The following is a 16,938-nucleotide window of genomic DNA, read 5'->3' as shown; positions in this document are numbered from 1 at the left end:
CGCAAAGGGAAAGGCGTTTGATGAAGGGCGCGGCCGGCCGCTTCGCCGCGCGTGCTTCAGCGGGAGGCGGCGGGGTAAGCCGAGCGGTCCCAGCTATGGTCCGCCGCCATCGCGGCATCGGAGCGGAGGAAGTAGGAGAGCTTGCTTTTGCCCGCGCCGGGATCGTCCAGCGTCGCGTCCAGATGCTGCCATGCGCCGTCCAGGCGGACCAGGTTCCATAAATGCAGGTCGCCCTTGGAGGTGCCGTACACGATGCGGCTCTCGTAGCCGGCGGCTTGAAGCAGCCGGTGAAGCATGAGCGCGTAGCCCTGGCAGACCGTTCCGTTCTTCCCGTACAGCCCCGCGTAGGCGGAATGCTCCTCCAGCGTGCGGTCGTAGCGGAACCGGTCGATGACCCATTCGTAGACGGCCTGCACCTGCTCCCGTCCTTCCTTCTTGCGGGCGATCGCAGGCGAATCGACGGCAAGCCGGGCGGCCTCGTTCACGGCCGCGGTCTGCTCCGTCGTCTCCCAGTAGGTCATCCGGTAGTCGATCGTCGCGGAGAAGGCCGTGCTTGTCCAGTTCCACGTCATCTTCTTGAGCACGAAGCGCAGGTCGTCGTCCTTCGCGCCGATCGCCTTGAACACCTGCCGCAGCTTCTGGTCCAGCCCTTCCGTGCTGCCGCGATACTGGATCGTCGCCCGCTCGCCGTATCCGTCCGCCATGACGCCATGGACAAGCTCCGCGATTTCGTCGAACGTCGAAGCTTCGAGCACGGGCGCAACGTCTGCCGCTGCGGCTGGGGCTTGCGACCGGCTCGCCGCATCCGCCGCCGCTGCCGGTAGCGCCGAGCCGAGGAGCAGGCTCGAGGAGACGACGGCCAGCAGCGCGAGCCTCGCTGCCCGCATGCGACGAGACGGCCCGCCCGACTTTGCGTTTCCTTTCGGTTTACCTGAAAGCAGCGCTCCGAAACATCCGTATCCGTTCATATCCGAATCCTCCCGTTTGCCCTGCCAAATTTCGATATGAGACTAATGAACGATCAATATATCGATTTGTAGTTCTATTGGCACGGGTATTTAGTTAGGTATATCTTCGGATCGAATCAGTTTCGAATGAATATCCGCCAAATGAATTAGTTCTTTAGAACCATTTGTGCGATAGGGGCTTTCTATATTAATAATTGCGCCTTCAAGCGGATAACCTAAAGCGAACGGAAATCCGGGCTGCGGGCAATGTGATTGGAGCTCGGCTGGCACGGTTACTTAATAGCATGAGCGACACCAAACAAACGAAACGAACAAAGGGAGGAAACACATCATGGCATGGTTATGGGCACTTATCGTCGGAGGCATCATCGGTTGGCTGGCAGGCATGCTCGTCGGACGCGACGTACCGGGCGGCATCATCGGCAACATCGTCGCCGGCTTCGTCGGCGCATGGCTCGGCTCGCTGCTTCTCGGCGAATGGGGTCCGGTCGTCGGAGGCTTCTACTTCGTACCGGCTCTGATCGGCGCCATCGTACTGATCGCGATCGTCAGCCTCATCCTCGGCAGCATGCGCCGCGCCCGCTAAGGCGGTCCGGAGCGCAAGCGCCGAATGGCAGCTTGCCAAGCGCAAAAAGGCCGCTTTCCCCTTGGGGAAAGCGGCCTTTTTCGCATGCAGCCCGCTCAGCTCGGACCGAAAATCGCTCGCGCGCCGCGAGGCGGCATGCTGCCATGGAGCGACTTTCGTTCCTTATTCCTCGTATATTTTCGTCAGCATCTCGCCGAGCTCGCGAAGCGCCTGCTCCTCCTGCTCGCCATCCGTTTCCAGACGGATCTCGCTGCCGGCCGAGATGCCGAGCGTCAGCAGCCCGAGCGAGCTTTTGCCGTTCGCCTTTTTCTCGCCCTTGAACAGGGTCACCTTGCACGGGAACATATTCGCCTTCTCGACGAACAGCTTGCTCGGACGGGCATGAAAGCCCTGCGGGTGAATGACGGTGAATGTGCCGGATACCATGATTAAGCTTCACTCCTTGCGATGTAGTTGCGGACGAGCGCCAGCACCTCGTCCTGGGCGCCTAGCTCCAGCGCCTGACGGGCCAGCCCTGCGCATTCGGCGCGGGACAGGCGGGAAATCTGCTCGCGGGCGGACAGCACGGTGGAGGCGCTCATGCTGAATTCATGCAGGCCAAGGCCGAGCAGCAGCGGGATCGCATCCGGGTCGCCGGCCATCTCGCCGCACATGCCGGTCCAGCGGCCATGGCGCTCCGAGGCGCGGATGACCATCTCGACGAGGCGCAGGATCGACGGATGATGCGGCTGGTACAGATAGGCGACCGATTCGTTCATGCGGTCGGCGGCCATCGTGTACTGGATCAGGTCGTTCGTGCCGATGCTGAAAAAGTCCGCTTCGCGAGCCAGCGCGTCGGCATTCAGCGCCGCGGCCGGGATTTCGATCATAAGGCCGACCTCGATCCCGCTGGACACGGCGATGCCGGCCTGCTCCAGCTTGGCGCGCTCCTCGGCGAGGATGCGCTTCGCGTCGCGCAGCTCCTGTACGACCGCGATCATCGGGAACATGATGGCCAGGCGGCCGTAGGCGCTTGCCCGCAGCAGCGCGCGCAGCTGCACGCGCAGCAGCTCCTCCTCGGCGAGGCAGAGGCGGATCGCCCGCCGTCCGAGGAACGGGTTGCTTTCCTTGGGCAGGTCGAGGTAAGGAAGCTCCTTGTCGCCTCCGATGTCGAGCGTGCGGATGACGACGCGCTTGCCTTGCATCTTCTCCAGCACGTGTCGGTAGACGGAGAACTGCTCCTCCTCGGTCGGCAGCGAGCTGCGTCCCATATAGAGGAATTCGGTGCGGAACAGGCCGATGGCATCCGCTCCGCTCTCCAGCACCTTGGCCAGGTCGGCGACGCTGCCGATGTTGGCGGCGAGCTCGACCTCGTGGCCGTCGGCCGACGCCGACGGACGGTCGACGAAGCTGCGCAGCCGCGCCTGCTTCTCCTCGTACTCGCGCTTGCGCTGCCGGTAGCGCTCCAGCTCCTCCGCGGACGGATCGACGAGCACGATGCCCTCCACCGCGTCGAGCACGAGCATCGTGCCACTCTCGATGCGGCCGGCCTCGCGGCCCGCGCCGACGATCGCCGGCAGCTCGAGCGAGCGCGCCATGATGGCGGAGTGCGACGTGCGGCTGCCGATCTCGGTCAGGAAGCCCTTGACGTAGTCGAGATCCAGCTGAGCCGTATCCGACGGCGTCAGATCCTCGGCGACGAGGATCGTCTCCTCGCTGAGACCGGACATCGTCCCGCTCTCGCGGCCTTCCAGAATGCGGATGACCCGTCCGGCGACGTCGCCGACATCCGCCGCGCGCTCGCGCAGCAGCTCGTCATCCATCGAGCGGAGCAGCTCGGCGATGCCGCCCGCCACTTCGTGGAGCGCCGATTCGGCGTTGATGCGCTCGTCCCGGATCTTGTCCTCCGCCGCCTCGATCAGCTCCGGATCGTCCAGCAGGAACAGATGCGCTTCAAAAATCTCGGCCTTCTGCTCGCCCATCCGCTCCAGCGTCGACCGGCGGATCGCGTCGATCGCCTCTCTCGCCTGGGCGACGGCCGCTCCGAGGCGCGCCGTCTCCGCTGCCGGATCGGCGACGGCGCGCCGCTCCGGCGGCGCCGCGGCCGGCTCCAGCCGCAGCGCCTTGGCGATGGCGATGCCAGGCGATGCCGCCGTGCCCTTCCATTGAATCGTCGTCATGATGCTTGCGCCTCCTGTTCGTAGCTCGCGGCCGCAGCCTGGACGAGAGGGTGCTCGGCGCCCAGTCCGCTCGCTTGCGCCAGCGCTCCGGCCGGTCCGAGCTCGCGCAGCGCCTGCTGGAGCTGCATCGCCTCGGGATCGCCGGGCTCGTCGAAGCGCAGCGCGAGACCCATCGCCTCGGCCAGGCGGTCCGCCGGCAAGCCTTGCTCCAGCGCGAGCAGCGCCGGCCGGACGAGACGGTCCTCGCGCGACAGCTTGCGCAGCGGCGACCGGCCGACGCGCGCGACCTCGTCGGTCAAGTGCGGATTGCGGAAGCGGCCAAGAATCGTTTCGATATAAGCGTCATGCTCGGCGGCGTCGAAGCCGTAGCTGCGGACGAGCATGTCGCCCGTCTCCCGCAGCACGGATCGCACGAAGCCGGCGACCTCCTCGTCCTGCATCGACTGCTGGATCGTGGCGAAGCCTTTTGCATAGCCGGCATAGGCCGCCGAGCAATGCCCCGTATTGACGGTGAACAGCTTGCGCTCGATGTACGGCGCCAGGTCGTCGACATAATGCACGCCCGGAATCTCCGCAGCGCCGGGCAGCAGCTGCGAGCGGTTCACGACCCATTCGTAGAACGGCTCGACCGTGACGGCGAGGATGTCCTCGTGGTGCTGGATCGGCACGATCCGGTCGACCGCCGAATCCGGAAAAGCCGTGCTGGCGGCAAGCGCCTCCCTCTCCTGCCCGCTCAGCAGCTCCATGACATGCTGCTTCAGGATCGTGCTGGCGCCGATCGCATTCTCGCAAGCGATCAGATGCAGCGGAGCCCCGCCGCGCGCCAGGCGCAGCTGCAGCCCTGCGGCGATGCCGGGGGCGATATGCCGCAGCACGCCGACGCCGACGGCCGTCGTCACGAGATCGGCCGACGCGACCGCCTCCGCGACCGCCTGCGGGTCACGGCCGTCGATCGCGCTGACGCCGCCGACGCGGAACTGCCGGCCTGCTTCTTCGGCCAGCGTCACCTCGTACTCGCCCCGTCGCTGCAGCTCCCGCACGAGCGGCTCGTTCACGTCGGAGAAGACGACCTCGTACCCGGCTTGCGACAGCAGCAGGCCGATGAAGCCGCGGCCGATGTTGCCGGCTCCGAAGTGGACCGCCTTCATTCTTCCATCCCGCTTTCGAAGATGCGGATGATCTCCTCCGCGCTGTCGGCCGTGCGGATGCGCTCCATGCTCTCTTCCTCGGAGCATACCATCGCCACGCTCGTCAGGATGTCCATATGCTCGCCGCCCTGCGCGGCGATGCCGACGACAAGCACCGCCGGCTCGTCGCCGCCGAAGTCGACGCCGTCCGGTATTTGCAGCACCGACAGCCCCGTGGAGCGGATGAGCGCCTTCGCTTCGTTCGTGCCATGGGGAATGGCCAGTCCGCTGCCCATGTACGTGGACAGCGCCTGTTCGCGCTCGACCATCTTTTCCACATAGTCCGCATCGGCATGGCCGGCTTCGACGAGCAGCTGGCCCGCCAGGCGCACGGCTTCCCATTTGTCCTTGACGGCTACGTTCAGTCGGATGAGTTCAGGTTTCAGCATGTTGTCTCGCACTCCTTTATTCTCTATCTAATTTATGGTTCAGGTACGCTTTCAAATGGACGGCCAGGTCGGCCCGGATGCGCTCCTCGCGCCCGGACGCCAGCACCTCGATCATCCCGCTGTCGAGCAGCGACGCGCTGACCTCGCTCAGCACCTCAAGGCTCTCGCGGGCAAGGACCAGAGGGGCCAGCATGAGCAAAAACCGCCTCAGAGCCGGCGCTCCCGGATCCGGATCGAGCCGGAGCGGATGCTCGAGCTCGAACAAAGCGAGCACCGGGCGGCTCACCTCTCCGCTGCGCGTATGGAACAGCGCGAGATCGGTGCCCGGCAGCAGTTGCGTGCCGTGGGCTTCGCGTTCGATCAAGCGATCGACGATCGCCGCCGCATCCCGCACCGCCGCTGCGAGCTCCGGCCGGCCGCAAGCCTCCATCAGCAACGGCCGCAGCGCGCCGTCCGCCGCCTTCAGCCGCAGCACGCGGAATTCCTCCAGCAGCCTCGCGCACTGCGCGGCGGCACGGCTCACCGAATGCATCGCCGCTTCCGGTCCGTTCCGCTCTGAGGGAGGAGGCGGGCTCGGGCCGGACAGCGTCTCGTCGAGCGGCCCTGGCGCGGCGCCCTGCGGCTGAGCGTCAGCCTCGTCGCCTCCGTCCGGCCGGGCGAGGATGAACTCGCGCAGCCGCTGCGCTTCGCCCGCGTCGAGCAGCGGGCTGAGCTTGATGTAGCGGCTCGGGGCGATCGGCAGGTCGACGGTGCTGATGATGATGTCGTAGGCGGCCGCCGGGATGCGGCTCGCCTCGTACCAGGACGCCTGCTGGACGAGGTCCAGCTGCGGAAACTCCTTGGCGAGCCGGGTAGCCAGCATGCGCGAGGAGCCGATGCCGCTCGTGCAGACGATGATCGCCCGCAGCGGCTGGCGCAGCTGCCGGCGGCGTTCCAGGCTGGCGCCGAAATGCATGACGAGGAAGGCGATCTCCTCCTCGGGCACGCTCCAGTCGCGCAGAGCGGCCTCGCTCGCCTCTCGCACCTGCGCGAACAAGTCTGCGTAATCCTTGCGAACGGCTTCGAGCAGCGGATTGCGGATGCGCTGTCCGGCGGCGAGCCGCTCGAGCGCGGCCTGCAGGTGGGCATACAGGCCGTCCCGCAGCGAGCGGTCCGACGCGTAGTCCGCGCCTCCGACCTCCTCCATGCGGCGGATCAGCTGGCGGACGATCGCTGCCAGCTCGAGATCCTCCGCCGGCAGCGAGTCCGCCGAGCGGCGCGCCGCCAGCTCAAGCAGATGCTGCGTATAATGGCGCTCGGCTTCCCCGTACGGCAAGCCGGTTTCCTTTTGCAGCAGGTCGCATAGCCGCTCCGACTCCGAAGCCGGACGGCGATAGTAGCCGCGCCTCTCCTCCAGCTCCTCCAGCGACGCCGGATGGCCCCGCCCGATGCGCTCGGCCGCGATCGCCAGCCGCACGAGCAGGTCGGTGTACGCCTGCTCGCGGAGCGGATGGTCGTCCTGCTCCTCTTCCCAGCGCCAGAGCACCTCCTCGATGGCGGGCATGCGCGGCGAGCCGGACAGAGCCGAGATGAGCTCGTCGATCGGATGGCGCGGCCGCTCCTCGGCGAGCGAAAGCAGCGCCAGATCGTCCAGCCGAAGCCGCTGCAGCGCGCGAATCGCATCGCGGCGGGCGATTTCGGACCCGGACAGCTCGATGCCGTAGCCGCGCCTGCGTACGAGCTCCAGCCGGTTGCCCGCGATCCAGGCCTCGAGATCGTCGAGGTCCGCGCTGACCGTCGTCACGGTCACTTTCATCTCCGACGCCAGCCCGAACAGCTTGATCGGCTCCTCGCTGCCGAGCAGCCGGGCGAGCAGATGCAGCTGCCGCTCTTCGGGCGAGAATTCCGCCCCCTCCGGAGCCGCGAGCTCGCGCTTCAGCCGGCGAAGGCGCTCTTCGTCGACGTCGAGCCGCAAGCCGGAGCCCGCCTTGCGCTGCAGGCGCACGCCCTGGCGATGCAAGTAGCCTTCGAGCGCATCGAGCTCCCGATGCACCGTGCGCGAGCTGACCTGGATGCGGCGAGCGATCTCCGCGACGGTGATGTCGCCCGCATCGGGTTGGAGCAGCAGATCGAGCATGCGTCTCATGCGATGCGTTAGCTCCATGCGTCCCCCTCCTCGCTTCTTCCTCAGCGCCGAAATGCCGGAAAGACGCCATGGATGCCTGGAGCGCGCGGCTCCTGGCATCCATCCGTCTTTGCAGGTCAAGCTCGGATCACGGCTTCAGGCGTTCCGCCAGCTTGTCGTATTCCGGACTCTTGAGGAAATTGTCGATTGAAATATGCTCCGCGCCGGAGGCGACCGACCGGGCGCGGTCCGTCAGCGTATGATGCGTGATGACGACGTCGGCGTCGGACGGAATGTCGCTGATCGCCGTGTTCGTCACCTCGACGCCGGAGCCGATCGATTTGAGCTTCTTGCGCAGCATCGAAGCGCCCATCGCGCTCGAGCCCATGCCGGCATCGCAGGCGAAGACGATCTTGCGGATGTCGGTCGCGCCCTTCGCTTCGGCCGCGGCCGCATCGACCGAAGCCGCCGCTCCCGTCGCCGCTCCGGCTGCCGGGGTCATGCCCTGGGCTTTCATGTCCTTCATGCGCTGCGTCGCTTCCTCGAGGGTTTCATCTTCCTTCTGCTTGCCGGTCTTCAGCAGCAGCGCCGCGATCAGGAAGGAGACGACCGTGGAGGTGAGCACGCCGCTCAGCACTTGCAGAATCTCGCCCTTCGGCGCCATGGCCAGGTAGGCGATGATGCTGCCCGGAGACGGAGGTCCGACGAGTCCGGCGCCGACGAGCGAGAACGTCAGCGTGCCGGTGACGCCGCCCGCGATGACCGCGAGCAGCAGGCGCGGATTCATGAGAATGTACGGGAAGTAGATTTCATGGATGCCGCCGAAGAAGTGGATGATCGACGCGCCCGAGGCCGACTGGCGAGCGGCGCCGCGGCCGACGATCATGTAGGCGAGCAGGATGCCGAGGCCCGGACCCGGGTTCGACTCCAGCATGAACAGGATCGATTTGCCCGCTTGAGCAGCCTGCTCGATCGCGATCGGGCTCAGCACGCCGTGGTTGATGGCGTTGTTCAGGAACAGCACCTTGGCCGGCTCGATCAGGATATTGACGAGCGGGATGAGGTGGTTGGCGACGAGGAAGTCGACGCCGGCGGAGAGGACGTTCGTCACCGCTTCGATGGCGCGGCCGATCAGCGAGTAGGCGACCAGCGCGAGCACGCCGCCGATGATGCCGAGCGAGAAGTTGTTGACGAGCATCTCGAAGCCCGAGCGGATCTTGCCTTCGACCGCCTGGTCGAACTTTTTGAGCACCCAGGCTGCGGCCGGGCCGACGATCATCGCGCCGAGGAACATCGGGATTTCAGCCCCGACGATGACGCCCATCGTCGCCAAGGCGCCGATGACGCCGCCGCGCTGCTTGTGGATCATCGTGCCGCCGGTGTAGCCGATCAGCAGAGGGAGCAGGTATTTGATCATCGGATCGACGAGCTTGGCGAAGTATTCGTTCGGCAGCCAGCCGGTCGGAATGAAGAGCGCGGTAATCAGGCCCCAGGCGATGAATGCGCCGATGTTGGGCATGACCATGCCGCTTAGAAAGCGTCCGAACTTCTGTACGCCTACGCGTGCGCCGCCGGATGCGGTTTTGGTGGATTGCGCCACGGTGGATTCCTCCTCAAGTTGTCTTGCCGAAGGCGCCCTGCGCGCTAGGCCCTTCGTCCTGGTTCATTCTATGCTACGAAACGCAAGCTCTCAATAAAATGTAAACGCTATCCTGTCATCATTGCTCCTGCCATTTCTTTAAAACGCAATGAATCCCCTGGCTGGATGACCCTTGCGCCGGGAAGAAGCCGTTTTGTCCATCCTGCGGTATACTGGAGAACAGATGGCTGGCGCCATTTTACATTGTCGGTTTCAGGAGGGATTGCTATGCCCGATTTCAAAGCTATTTTCAAGGAGACCGCGGAGCGTTGCGGGGAAGGCTGGAAGCAGCTGTCAAGAACGATCGGAGAAAGACCGGAGCTCGGCCATGAGGAGTTCTTCGCCTCCGCCCAACTCGCGGACGAGCTGGAGAGGCAGGGGTTCGACGTGAAGCGGGGCGTGCTCGGCCTGCCGACGGCGTTCCTAGCGGAATATGACTCCGGCCGGCCGGGTCCGGTCGCCGGGCTGCTGTGCGAGTACGACGCCCTCCCGGAGATCGGACATGCATGCGGGCATCATCTCATCGGCGTCATGGGCGTCGCCGCCGCCGTGTTATTGAAGGAAGCGCTGGACGCCGGCGGCGGCGGCGGCCGCATCCGCGTCTACGGCACCCCGGCCGAGGAGACGCGCGGAGCGAAGGTCACGATGAGCGAGGCCGGCTGGTTCGACGACTGCGGCTTCGCGCTTATGGCCCATCCTTACCATGCGCATGAACGGTCGGGCCGTTCGCTCGCGATGCACGCGCTGCAGTTCGACTACTACGGCCGCAGCGCCCATGCCGCCGCCAGCCCGCATCTCGGCGTGAACGCGCTCGATGCCGTGCTCCTGCTGTTCGGCTCGGTCAATGCGCTGCGCCAGCAGATGCGCGGCGACGCCCGCGTCCACGGCATCGTCAGCGAGGGCGGCCAGGCGCCGAACATCATCCCCGCCCATGCCGCGGCTCAATTTTACGTGCGCGCGGCCGACCGCGCGTATCGCGACGAGCTGACGGAGCGCGTCCGCGCCTGCGCGGAAGGCGCGGCGCTCCAGACCGGCTGCCGGCTGGAGATCACGCCGTTCGAGTTCAGCTATGACGAGCTGCGCACGAACGAGGCTTTGTCCGACACGTACCAGCGGATGCTGCGCCTGGAGGGCGTGCCGGACGAGCAGGTGCTCGCGGGCAGCGACCACGGCTCGCTCGACCTCGGCAACGTCTCGCTGCGCTGCCCGGCCATCCATCCGTATCTCAAGGTCGTGGAGGAGAAGCTCGGCCTGCATACGGCGGAGTTCCGCGATGCAGCCATGCGCGAGGAGGCGCTGGACGCGATGCTGCTCGGCGCGCGGCTGCTCGCCTCCACCGCGCTCGAGGTGCTCGCGGACGACTCGCTGTATCGGGCTGTCCGGGGCGAGTTCGAGAGCCGATCCGGCTCAGACGGGAGGCGCGCCTGATGCGGCCGACCTTGGAAGAGCTGACGGCGCTGCGCGAGCAGGGCCGCTCGCTGCAGGACATGGAGCTGCTGGAGGAGGCGCGCAGCGGGCTGCTCGCGCTCGCGGCGGACGAGCCCGGCAACGCCAGGGCGCTCTACCAGGCCGGCATCGCTCATGACAATGTGGGGCTCGGCCGCGAAGCCATTCCCTACTATGAGAAGGCCCTCCAGCTCGGGCTCGCAGGCGCGGAGCGGGAACGCTGCCTGATGGGGCTCGGCAGCACGTACCGATACTGGGGCCGTTACGACGAGGCGATCGAGACGCTGCGGACGGGTATCGCGGAATTTCCGGCGAATCTTCCCATGCGCGTCTTCCTCTCCATGGCGCTGTACAACCGCGGCGACAGCAAGGAAAGCGTCGAGCTGCTCATCCGCACGCTCCTGGAGGCCAGCGACGACGAGAAGCTTCGGTATTTCAGCCGGGGCATCCTGGCTTATGCGGAGGATCTGGACGAGCGGGCCGAAGGCTGAGGACGCGAAAAAGCCGGCTGCGGATGATCCGCAGCCGGCTTTTGGCTTGCCAAGAAGCTTACTCGAAGTAGACGGCCTTGCCGGTCTTGGAAGACTCGTAGATGGCTTCGAGAATCTCGGAGACGACGAGCGCCTGCTCCGGCGTGACGACCGGCTCCGTATCGTGGATGACGGCTTGGATCCATGCGCGGGCTTCCAGCTCGCCCGGATCTTCGGAAGCGCCCTCGTAGAAGGCGACGCCGCCGCTGTTCAGCTCGATCTCCTTGACGTACAGACGGGAGTTCTCCTCGCCGTTGATGCGCAGGCCGCCCTTCATGTCGGCGCCGGCCTTCGTGCCGCTGAGCGACACCTTCGCCTCGTCGACTTCAAGCGAGTTGAGCGCCCAGCTGGATTCCAGCACGATGGAAGCGCCGTTCTCCATCGTAATCATCGCGAACGCCGAGTCTTCGACCGTGAACTTCGCCGGATCCCAAGGTCCCCATGCGTTGGCGGCGTTCTCGGTCTGCGACAGCTTGTGGTACGCGCGGCCGAGCACGACCTTCGGCTTGTAGTTGTCCATCATCCACAGCGCCAGGTCGAGCGCATGCGTGCCGATGTCGATGAGCGGGCCTCCGCCCTGCTTCTCCTCGTCGAGGAAGACGCCCCATGTCGGCACCGCGCGGCGGCGGATCGCATGGGCCTTGGCGAAGTAGACTTCGCCCAGCTCGCCCTGGATGCAGGCATCCTTCAGGAAGCGGGTGTCGCCGCGGAAGCGGTTCTGGTAGCCGATCGTCAGCTTCTTGCCCGTGCGCTTCGCAGCTTCGAGCATGCGGCGCGCGTCGTCCGCCGTCTTGGCCATCGGCTTTTCGCACATGACATGCTTGCCGGCCTCGAGCGCGGCGATCGTGATTTCCGCATGGGAGTCGTTCGGGGTGCAGACATGCACGACCGCGATCGACGGATCGTTCAGCAGGTCATGGTAGTTCTCGTAAACGGCTGCCTCGCCGCTGCCGAACTTCGCTTTCGCTTCCTCGGCGCGGTAGCGTTCGACGTCGCAGAACGCTACCATTTCCGCCTCGCTGACTTTGGCCAGGGACGGCATATGCTTGCCGTTCGCGATGCCGCCGCAGCCGATGATTCCAACACGTACTTTAGACATGTCTCGTTTTCCTCCTGATATCCGATGCTGGATTGAAGTTGGTTTTTTAGGGGAACGCTTGAAGGCGCATGCTTCAAACACTAAAATAAGTATAAGAGAACCGATCGGCAAAAATAAAGCTTCTTTCTAGCGTTGGTTTTATGCGATCTTGGTATTGGAGGCCGCCCCCCTTTGGAAGTCTATAACGAAAAGGTCCTTTATGAAAACCCTCTTTTGTCGCTGCGCGTCTTTCGTTCGCAGCGCGACCATAACCTGCACATCAATTGGCATTATCATCGGGAGCTGGAGCTGCTGCTCGTCCTGAGCGGCAGCCTGGAGGTTCAAGTCGAGGAGGAGCGCTTCGATCTCGCCGAGGGCGACGTCGCGATCATCGGCGCCAACCAGCTGCACCGGGACCGGAGCAGCTCCGCAGCGCTCGACTACATCGTGCTGCAGTTCGATCTCGAGCAGTTTTTCGACCACAGCACGATGCCGTACATGCGCTTCTTCATGGAGACCAACCATCCGCTCAGCCAGGTGAACTACATCTTCCAGGAGAATTCCCTCGTCAAGAACGAGATCGCCCAAGCGGTGCGCGACCTCCTGGACGAGACGACGGTCAAGGAGATCGGCTACGAGCTGGCCGTAGGCATGCTCGTCAAGCGCATCCTGCTGCTGCTGCTGCGCAACGACAAGCGCAAGATCCTTTCCGACCAGGACGATTTCGACCGCCTCCGCCTGAAGCCCGTGCTCACCTTCGTCGAGCAGCATCTCACCGACCGCATCCAGGTCGAGGAAGTGTGCAAGCTCGCCAACATGAGCTATTATTATTTCGTCAAATACTTCAAAAAAACCATCGGGCTGAGCTTCACCGAATATGTCAATTACCGCAAGATCAAGTGGGCCGAGCGCATCCTGCTGACCAAGGACCTCAGCATCTCCGAGGTCGGCGACCGGATCGGGATGCCGAACATGGCCCATTTCTACAAGATGTTCAAAAAATACAACGACTGCTCGCCCAAGGAATTCCAGAAGAAGATGCTCGCTTGGGGCCGAAGCTGACGAGCGCCGTCAAAAACGTCAAAGGCTGCCTTCCCGTCCAAGGACGGGAAGGCAGCCTTATTCGGCGATGGTGCAGGGCTTGCGCCTCAGCCCGTGCCGACCTTTTTGGGCAGCACGAGCTTGTAGCCGACGCCGCGGATCGATTCGATGCAGACCGAGTCCGCCCCGAGCTCCAGCTTCTTGCGCAGGGAGCTGACATGCACGTCGACGGTGCGCTGGCCGCCGATATAGTCGAAGCCCCAGACGACGTTCATCAGGTCGTCGCGCGTAATGACCATGCCCGGCCGCTGGATGAGGTACAGCAGCACCTCGAATTCCTTGGGCCGGAGCGGCACCTGCTCCCCGGCCAGGATGACCTCGTAGCGCTCCGGATAGATGGCGAGGTCTCCGGCACGGATGACCTTGTCCTGCGGCTGGGCTGCATCCGCCGCCACCGTATGGCCGGAGCGCCGCAGCACGGCCGATACGCGGGCGAGCAGCTCGGCGACGCCGAACGGCTTGGTGATGTAGTCGTCGGCTCCGTGCTTGAGGCCCTGGACGACCTCCTCCTCCGCCGTGCGTGCCGTCAAGATGATGACGGGCGTCTTGACTCCGCTCTGCCTCAGCTTGCCCAGCACCTCGAAGCCGTTCATTCCCGGCAGCATGATGTCCAGCATGATGAGGTCGAAGCTGCGCTGAATCGCCGCCTGCAGCCCTTCTCCCCCGTGGTCGCAGACCGTCACGTCGTAGCCTTCTTGCGTCAAGTTGTACGATAGCAGCCTTGAAAGGGTAGGCTCATCCTCGATGACAAGCACTTTGTGCGACATGATCGTCAAACCTCCAGCCGTCCGGAACGGATGTCCGTTCTCGGTATTGTTATCTCCATCTTAACATGACCAGCCCCGTGTCGAGTCAAAAAGATCCCTTTTCCGCTACGGCTGGATGACGGGAAGCTCCAAAATGAACGACGTTCCGACGCCGACCGTGCTGTCGACCGTGATCGTGCCCTTGTGCAGCTCCACGAGATGCTTCACGATCGACAGGCCGAGTCCGGTGCCGCCGCTCACGCGCGAGCGGGCTTTGTCCACCCGGTAGAACCGCTCGAAGATGCGGGGAAGATCCTTCTTGGGAATGCCGATGCCGGTGTCGCTGATGCGGATGCGCACCGTCTCGAGCCCGTCCTCCCGGACCGCGAGCGACGCGGATACCGCGACTTGGCCGCCCTCTGGCGTGTAGTTGATTCCGTTCTGCAGCAGATTGATGACGATCTGGCGCAGCCGGTCCTCGTCCGCCTCCAGGAAGATGCCGTCGGCGATCACGGCTTCCAGCGCGATGCCTTTTTTGGCCGCCTCCGGCTCCATGACCTCGATCGACCGGCGCAGGAAGGCGGTCAGGTCGACCGGCGACAGCTGCAGGGGCACCCGCCTGGACTCCACCTTGGACAGCTCGAGGATATCGCCGATGAGCCGGTTTAACCGCTCGCTCTCGTCGTAGATGATCTGCATGAATTGCTGCGACATGACCGGATCGTGCACCGCGCCGCCGAGCAGCGTCTCGGCGAAGCCTTTGATCGCCGTAACGGGCGTCTTGAGCTCATGCGAGACGTTGGCGACGAACTCGCTGCGCATCCGCTCCAGGCGGCGGATCGCCGAGACGTCGTGCAGCACGAGCAGCGCGCCCCCGTAGCGGTCGTCGCTGGCGTAGACCGGGACGAGATTGAGCTCCAGCAGCCTTTCCTCCGGGAAATAGAACGTGATCTCGTCGTGCATCGGCTCCTGGTTGTCGATGCCCTGCTGGATGAATTGCGACAGCTCGTACTGCTGCTTGACCTCGCTGTAATGCTTGCCGACCATCTCGCGGTGCTCGAAGCCGAGCACCTCCTCGGCCCGCCGGTTGAACAGCACCATGCGGCCGCCGGCATTGATCATGACGATGCCGCTCGTCATGTTGTCGAGGACGCTGTACAGCTGCGTCTCGTTCTCCTGGATGCGGTTCATCTGCACCTGCAGCCCTTCGGCCATCGCGTTGATCGCCGTGCCGAGCTCGCCGATCTCGTCTTTGCTGCGGATGTCGACCCGTACGGAATAGTCCATGGCCTTGATGCGGCGCGCGGCGCCGGTAATCTGCTCGAGCGGCCGCGTCAGGCCGAGCGCCACCCGGTAGCTGACGGCCGCCGACAGCAGGAAGAGCAGGATGAGGCCGCCGATCAGCACCGTCCATAGCTTGTTCACGCTGATCTCGACCGATTCCAGGCTGTAGGACAGCCGGATCAGATCGGACGGCAGGCGTCCCGGATCGGCGGCGACGGCGACATAGAGCATGTTCTGCCCGACCGTCTCGCTGTGGCGGATCGCCCGGCCGGAGCCCTCGGCTTCCGCCTCGAGCACCTCCTTGCGCCCGCTATGGTTGTCCATTCCGTTCGGATCGGAGTCCGAATCGCCGAGCACCTTGCCGTCCTTGCGGATGAACGTGACGCGCGCGCCGGTGAGCTCCTTGAGCTCGTTCGCGCGCTCGCTGAAATACGCCTGCCCTTCCACCGGCTTGTCCGCCAGGCTCCAGTCCAGATGGGCGTTGATGACCATCATCTCGCGGAGCATGCTTTCCTCGAGGGCGGCGATATGATTGTCCTTGTAGGTCTTGCCCATCATCAAGCCGGCCGCCGTGACCGACAGGCCGATCATGACGATCATGATCCACGTGAGGCGAACCCGAAAACGCTTCATGCCGCAATCTCCCCGCTGTCATCTGATTTCATCCATTCATCGTACCTCCAGCAGGTCAAGGGCGCCATAGGCGTATTGTAAACTTTGTGTAAAATTTCATGCGGGCGCCTGGGCGGAGCTTGAGCAAAAGTGCTGGATGGCTTCGCAGGACGGGGGCAAAATGGATAGGTTTGCTTCGCGGCAAATTGAGCCGGGATCGAGCCGCTTCGCGCGGCGGGACTTAGGTGGAACCGGAGCCGCTTCTCGGAGCGGGGCCTTTGGGAATCCGGAGCCGCTTCTCGGAGCGGGAGCTTTGGGAATCCGAATCCGCTTCGCGGAGCGGGGACTCGTTCCGATCTCCCTGGAGCCCAGATTCCTTTCATTCCATTCCCCAGCAGGGGTGGAATCCGGCCTCCAAGGGAACCGCTGCCGCTTCTCCACGAGCTCCCCGCCCTCGCTTCGCTCCCGGTCCCTGAACATTCGCGCTTCGCGGGAGCCCTCTCCGAACACTTGCCGCTTCGCGTGGAGGCCTCTCCGACACATGAACCGCCTGCAGACCGATGGCGTCGAAATCGATGCCGAACCTCCGCCTTCACTACCGAGCTAATCGGTTTTTCCGCGTAACTCCCTCGTTCCTTCGCTTCCTCGCCCGAGTTGCTCGGTTTTTCCGCGTAACTCCACTCGTTCCTTAGCTTCCTCGCCCGAGTTGCTCGGTTCTTCCGCGTAACTCCACTCGTTCCTGCTCTCCCTCGCCCGAGTTGCTCGGTTTTTCCGCGTAACTCCACTCGTTCCTTAGCTTCCTCGCCCGAGTTGCTCGGTTCTTCCGCGCAACTCCCTCGTTCCTGCTCTCCCTCACCCGAGTTGCTCGGTTTTTCCGCGTAACTCCCTCGTTCCTGCTCTCCCTCACCCGAGTTGCTCGGTTTTTCCGCGTAACTCCCTCGTTCCTTCGCTTCCTTGCCCGAGTTGCTCGGTTTTTCCGCGCAACTCCACTCGTTCCTGCTCTCCCTCGCTCGAGTTGCTCGGTTTTTCCGCGTAATTCCCTCGTTCCTGCTCTTCCTCGCCCGAGTTGCTCGGTTTTTCCGCGTATCTCCCTCGTTCCTGCTCTCCCT

At 64.4% G+C, this 16,938-nt stretch carries 14 protein-coding genes; 4 read left to right on the top strand and 10 right to left on the bottom strand.

Going from position 1 to position 16,938, the window contains the following annotated elements:
* Window positions 1-56 precede the first annotated feature (56 nt).
* Entirely contained in the window at window positions 57-887 is an 831-nt protein-coding gene (locus tag HGI30_RS07790) for a transglutaminase domain-containing protein (RefSeq protein WP_168907106.1), read from the bottom strand.
* A gap of 412 nt (window positions 888-1,299) precedes the next feature.
* Between HGI30_RS07790 and HGI30_RS07785 the strand changes: the two genes are divergently transcribed.
* Window positions 1,300-1,554 (top strand): GlsB/YeaQ/YmgE family stress response membrane protein, encoded by a 255-nt coding sequence (locus tag HGI30_RS07785; protein WP_168907105.1) that lies wholly within the window; start codon window positions 1,300-1,302, stop codon window positions 1,552-1,554.
* A 162-nt stretch (window positions 1,555-1,716) separates the two neighbouring features.
* Here HGI30_RS07785 and HGI30_RS07780 read toward each other — a convergent pair whose 3' ends face one another.
* The 6 genes from HGI30_RS07780 to HGI30_RS07755 all read right to left on the bottom strand — a co-directional run bounded on the left by HGI30_RS07780 (window position 1,717) and on the right by HGI30_RS07755 (window position 8,993).
* Window positions 1,717-1,980 carry an HPr family phosphocarrier protein gene (locus tag HGI30_RS07780; protein WP_168907104.1) on the bottom strand — a complete coding sequence of 88 codons (264 nt, stop codon included), beginning with the start codon at window positions 1,978-1,980 and terminating at the stop codon, window positions 1,717-1,719.
* Window positions 1,981-1,982: 2 nt separating this feature from the next.
* The gene (gene ptsP, locus HGI30_RS07775; protein ID WP_168907103.1) at window positions 1,983-3,713 is read right to left on the bottom strand and encodes a phosphoenolpyruvate--protein phosphotransferase; all 1,731 of its coding nucleotides are present in this window, start codon (window positions 3,711-3,713) and stop codon (window positions 1,983-1,985) included.
* Window positions 3,710-4,861: a mannitol-1-phosphate 5-dehydrogenase gene (locus HGI30_RS07770; RefSeq protein WP_168907102.1), complete on the bottom strand. Its 1,152-nt coding sequence runs from the start codon at window positions 4,859-4,861 to the stop codon at window positions 3,710-3,712. Before HGI30_RS07770 ends, ptsP begins: the two co-directional genes overlap by 4 nt.
* Window positions 4,858-5,289, bottom strand: a complete 432-nt coding sequence (locus HGI30_RS07765; RefSeq protein ID WP_168907101.1) for a PTS mannitol transporter subunit IIA — start codon at window positions 5,287-5,289, stop codon at window positions 4,858-4,860. Before HGI30_RS07765 ends, HGI30_RS07770 begins: the two co-directional genes overlap by 4 nt.
* 16 nt (window positions 5,290-5,305) lie before the next feature.
* On the bottom strand, window positions 5,306-7,432 hold the full coding sequence (locus tag HGI30_RS07760) for a BglG family transcription antiterminator (RefSeq protein WP_168907100.1): 2,127 nt from the start codon (window positions 7,430-7,432) through the stop codon (window positions 5,306-5,308).
* Window positions 7,433-7,541: 109 nt separating this feature from the next.
* The gene (locus tag HGI30_RS07755; RefSeq protein WP_168907099.1) at window positions 7,542-8,993 is read right to left on the bottom strand and encodes a PTS mannitol transporter subunit IIBC; all 1,452 of its coding nucleotides are present in this window, start codon (window positions 8,991-8,993) and stop codon (window positions 7,542-7,544) included.
* A 267-nt stretch (window positions 8,994-9,260) separates the two neighbouring features.
* Here HGI30_RS07755 and HGI30_RS07750 point away from each other — a divergent pair, with 267 nt between their 5' ends.
* Window positions 9,261-10,460 carry a M20 family metallopeptidase gene (locus tag HGI30_RS07750; protein ID WP_168907098.1) on the top strand — a complete coding sequence of 400 codons (1,200 nt, stop codon included), beginning with the start codon at window positions 9,261-9,263 and terminating at the stop codon, window positions 10,458-10,460.
* Complete coding sequence (locus HGI30_RS07745; RefSeq protein WP_168907097.1) at window positions 10,460-10,969, top strand: tetratricopeptide repeat protein; 510 nt, start codon at window positions 10,460-10,462, stop codon at window positions 10,967-10,969. The genes HGI30_RS07750 and HGI30_RS07745 overlap by 1 nt, the downstream gene beginning before the upstream one ends.
* A 58-nt stretch (window positions 10,970-11,027) precedes the next feature.
* On the opposite strand, the gene HGI30_RS07740 is transcribed toward HGI30_RS07745, so the two are convergent.
* Window positions 11,028-12,107, bottom strand: coding sequence for a Gfo/Idh/MocA family protein (locus HGI30_RS07740; RefSeq protein ID WP_168907096.1), 1,080 nt, complete (start codon window positions 12,105-12,107; stop codon window positions 11,028-11,030).
* Window positions 12,108-12,278: 171 nt separating this feature from the next.
* Between HGI30_RS07740 and HGI30_RS07735 the strand changes: the two genes are divergently transcribed.
* On the top strand, window positions 12,279-13,148 hold the full coding sequence (locus tag HGI30_RS07735) for a helix-turn-helix domain-containing protein (protein WP_168907095.1): 870 nt from the start codon (window positions 12,279-12,281) through the stop codon (window positions 13,146-13,148).
* Window positions 13,149-13,234: 86 nt separating this feature from the next.
* On the opposite strand, the gene HGI30_RS07730 is transcribed toward HGI30_RS07735, so the two are convergent.
* Together HGI30_RS07730 and pnpS are read right to left on the bottom strand one after the other, a co-directional pair.
* The gene (locus tag HGI30_RS07730; RefSeq protein WP_168907094.1) at window positions 13,235-13,954 is read right to left on the bottom strand and encodes a response regulator transcription factor; all 720 of its coding nucleotides are present in this window, start codon (window positions 13,952-13,954) and stop codon (window positions 13,235-13,237) included.
* 105 nt (window positions 13,955-14,059) lie between these two features.
* Window positions 14,060-15,850, bottom strand: a complete 1,791-nt coding sequence (gene pnpS, locus HGI30_RS07725) for a two-component system histidine kinase PnpS (protein WP_168907093.1) — start codon at window positions 15,848-15,850, stop codon at window positions 14,060-14,062.
* Window positions 15,851-16,938: the final 1,088 nt, after the last annotated feature.

This window comes from Paenibacillus albicereus (assembly GCF_012676905.1).
Lineage (GTDB): Bacteria > Bacillota > Bacilli > Paenibacillales > Paenibacillaceae > Paenibacillus_O > Paenibacillus_O albicereus.
This window is presented reverse-complemented; position numbering and strand designations above follow the sequence as displayed.